Origin of the sequence: Mycobacterium sp., assembly GCF_049585075.1 — a bacterium.
In the GTDB taxonomy this organism is placed as follows: domain Bacteria; phylum Actinomycetota; class Actinomycetes; order Mycobacteriales; family Mycobacteriaceae; genus Mycobacterium.
Window position 1 is genome coordinate 1 of the sequence record NZ_JBAUZA010000206.1, and the last position, 3,368, is coordinate 3,368.

The window sequence follows — 3,368 nt, forward strand, 5'->3', positions numbered from 1 at the left end:
GAGCTGACCCAGCTGGCGGGGGTGTTCGGCTTCACCGAATGCATTGACCTACTTGGGCATTACACGCTGTTGTGTATCGACGAGTTCGAGTTGGATGATCCGGGAAATACCACGCTGATATCGCGGCTGCTTTCCCAACTTGTCGAGCGAGGCGTGTCGGTGGCCGCGACGTCCAACACGCTGCCCGAGCAGCTGGGGGAGGGCCGTTTTGCGGCGCAGGATTTTCTACGTGAAATCAACACGCTAGCAGCCATTTTCGACGTCGTCCGGATCGACGGGCCCGACTACCGGCACCGCGAGTTGCCGCTAGCGCCTCAGCCGCCCACCGACGAACAAGTCGCGGCGCGCGCCGCCACCGTCTCGGGCGCGACGCTCGACGGCTTCGACGCGCTGTGCACCCATCTGGCCACCATGCACCCGTCGCGATATCTGACGCTGATCGAAGGAGTGTCAGCGGTGTTCCTGACCGGCGTGCACGCCATCGACGACCAGAACGTGGCTCTGCGGCTGGTGGCTCTAACCGACCGGCTTTACGACGCCGGCATCCCGGTGCTGGCCTCGGGGGAGAAGCTGGATCGCGTCTTCAGCCAGGAAATGCTGGCCGGTGGCTTCCGGAAGAAGTATCTGCGGGCCACGTCGCGTTTGCTCGCTCTAACTGCAGCCGTCAACGCTTAGAGCTGCCGCAGCATTACATGGTCGTCTTCGGTATCAGCACCCAATTGAAATGTTCTGACGCCGTTGATGTTGAAGCCGTACTTTTCGTAAAACCGTTGGGCGCGTGAGTTTTTCTGATTGACGCCCAGCCATACGCAGCCGGCGCCCCATTCGACGGCAGCGGTCAGGGCGGCGTCCATCAGTGCGGTGGATATACCCGAGCCGTGATGCTCTGGCAGCACGTACATCTTCGACAGTTCCACGGCTGGTCGAATACGCACGGCTCGCCGCACCTGCGGATCGTCGCCGACACCGCGGATCAGCATGGCGTAACCGACAATCCGATCGTCGCGGCTGGCAGTGAGGATCAGCCGCTGCGGATCGGCCAGATACTCGCTGAAGCGTGCGCCGGACAGGTTGGCGTCGACGAACGCCGCGATATTTGCAGGCGTGACGGACGGGGGACAGGCGAGCGGGAACGTGCGTGCGGCAACCTCAGCCAACTCGTCGATGTCGACGGAATCTGCCCTGGCAATACGAGCTAAAGATTCCACTGCGCTAGGTGATAGCCCGTCTTCTTGTCCAACAGCACGACATTGGAGACCGGATCGCGGTAGGCCTCCCAATACACGCCGCCACGAACGATAGAGCCGGCCGGTGCGTTCGTCAGCGCGGCATCCAGCGCGTCGGGTGCATCGGACGGGCGGGATTTATAGGCATCGCCGAACGGCGTTACCCCGTCGAAGGTGAAATCCGTGGCCATCTGGTACGCCGTCGGCACCCGGACGGCATGGATCGCCACATCGGCGCGCACCACCGCGCTGTTCGGGAAGCTCTTGACCGGGATGCCGACGCGGTTGTATCCGAATCCCGGCGGCGGGTCGACTGGTTGGACGCTGCTGACCGTGATGTCGACGATCATCTTTCCGGTGTCGACGCGCAACGTGTCGCCCAGATGGCCGATTGGCGCGTCGCCGGCCGCTGCGCGCGGGACCACGACCAGAGTGGCGGCGAATACGGTGACCAACACGACTAGGCAACGGCTCATCACCCTCGCATGATGGCATACCGCCAAGCGCGCGGTCAGTCCTTCTGCCCGGCCACCAGAGATTCCAGCACAGCGATCAGATCGGTTTCGACCCGGTCCTTGTCGATGCCCGCCTGGTGCAAGGGACCGCTGCCGTCTTCAAGTTCGAGCAGCGCGAGCAGCATATGCTCAGTGCCAATGTAGTTGTGGCCCAGCCGAAGTGCCTCACGGAAGGTCAGCTCGAGCGCTTTGCGGGCCGGGCCGCTGAACGGGATCAGCTGCGGCGGATCGGCGATGGCCGACGGCACTGTGATCGCTGCCCGAACAGATTCGGGCTGCACCTGCTGCGCGATCAGCAGCTTGGTGGCCAGCGCGTCCGCGTCGTTCAGCAGGCCGAGCAGTAAGTGCTCGGGGGTGATTTCGGCGTTGTGCGCCTCGTGCGCGGCGTTTTGAGCGGCGACGACGGCGTTGCGCGCCCGAGGGGTGAAGCGTTCGAATCCTTGGTTGGGGTCGAGTGACGTGGCCTCGGCCCGCAGGACGAACCGCTTCTGCGCGGCTTGCTTGGTGACGCCCATGCTCTTGCCGATGTCCGTCCAGGACGCTCCCGATCGGCGCGCTTGGTCGACAAAGTGGCCGATCAGGTGGTCGGCGACCTCGCCGAGATGTTCGGCCGCCAAGACGGCATCGCTGAGCTGGTCGAGCACGTCGGTATGCACGTGCTTGATGGCGCTGATCAGCTCGTCGAGTCGGACGGGGTGGGTTATCGGCGTGGGCCTGGAGTCGGAGTCGGTCATGTCGTCAACGTTAGGTTGACGGTGTGAATTCGTCAACTGAGAGTTGACGGCAAAATTAGTGAGCGGTGCTCACTTAGCCTTTGGCGTAGCCCCGGCGCACGGTCCGATCCAGAATGCCCAAAGTGGCCCGCAATGCCAGGTCGGAAATCACCGGAAAAAGGTTGGCTTCACGCCACTTCTCGTCGATCTGGGACCAGTCGTAGAACGATGTGACGAGCGTGCCCTCGCCAGCCCCGTCCGGTTCGAGGCGGTAGCCGTACACATGGCCGATCTGTGGGCGGATCTTGCCCAGAACCGTCCACGAAATCAGCCGGTCCGGCTCGAAGTCGCGAATGTTGACGGTGACGTCGTACTTGCCGAACTCCGGAAAGTCGTTGAGGGCTTCGCGATCCATGTGAACGACGAAGCTGTCGCCGGCCGCGGCAACGGGTCCGCCTTCGGCGTCCTGCAACATTCCCGTTGCGTCGATGGCGACGTGTCCCTGGGGATCGCAGAGCACGGCGAAGATGTCGGATGGAGACGCAGGGATCTTGCGCTGGACTTCGATTTTCTCGACCACCGTCTGATCTTGACAGCATTCCGGAGCGAGTGGGTCCGATACGACAACGGGCACCGAAGTGAGCCATGATGAGCGGATGCGACGTCTACTGGTGCTGTTCGGCGTCGCCGCAACACTGGGATGGGGCGCGCCTGCGCATGCGGACCCCGGCGTTGACGCGAGCTTCCTGGACGCGCTCACCAAAGCCGGCATCACCTTTAGCAACGGACCGAGCGCGATCAACGCCGGCAAGACCGCGTGCGCGATGATGAGCCACGGCCAGCCGGAACTTGACGTCATCCAGCATGTGAGCGAGCAGAACCCGGGAATCAGCACGACCAGCGCCGCCAAATTC

General features: G+C 63.3%; 6 protein-coding genes. 2 read left to right on the forward strand and 4 right to left on the reverse strand.

What is annotated here, in order from left to right:
• The coding region (gene zapE / locus WB785_RS10165) for a cell division protein ZapE (protein WP_424078873.1) at positions 1-675 on the forward strand (675 nt) is incomplete at its 5' end.
• Here the strand turns inward: zapE and WB785_RS10170 are convergent.
• From WB785_RS10170 to WB785_RS10185, 4 genes are all read right to left on the reverse strand, one after another.
• Positions 672-1,208, reverse strand: coding sequence for a GNAT family N-acetyltransferase (locus tag WB785_RS10170; protein ID WP_424078874.1), 537 nt, complete (start codon positions 1,206-1,208; stop codon positions 672-674). The two genes, zapE and WB785_RS10170, sit on opposite strands and share 4 nt — an antisense overlap.
• Positions 1,196-1,702 (reverse strand): hypothetical protein, encoded by a 507-nt coding sequence (locus WB785_RS10175; RefSeq protein ID WP_424078880.1) that lies wholly within the window; start codon positions 1,700-1,702, stop codon positions 1,196-1,198. The genes WB785_RS10170 and WB785_RS10175 overlap by 13 nt, the downstream gene beginning before the upstream one ends.
• A gap of 35 nt (positions 1,703-1,737) precedes the next feature.
• Positions 1,738-2,475 (reverse strand): Clp protease N-terminal domain-containing protein, encoded by a 738-nt coding sequence (locus tag WB785_RS10180; protein WP_424078876.1) that lies wholly within the window; start codon positions 2,473-2,475, stop codon positions 1,738-1,740.
• 73 nt (positions 2,476-2,548) lie between these two features.
• Entirely contained in the window at positions 2,549-3,034 is a 486-nt protein-coding gene (locus WB785_RS10185) for a polyketide cyclase (RefSeq protein ID WP_424078878.1), read from the reverse strand.
• Positions 3,035-3,110: 76 nt separating this feature from the next.
• Here WB785_RS10185 and WB785_RS10190 point away from each other — a divergent pair.
• Positions 3,111-3,368, forward strand: a 258-nt coding sequence (locus WB785_RS10190; RefSeq protein WP_424078879.1) for a DUF732 domain-containing protein, incomplete at its 3' end; no start/stop codon positions are given.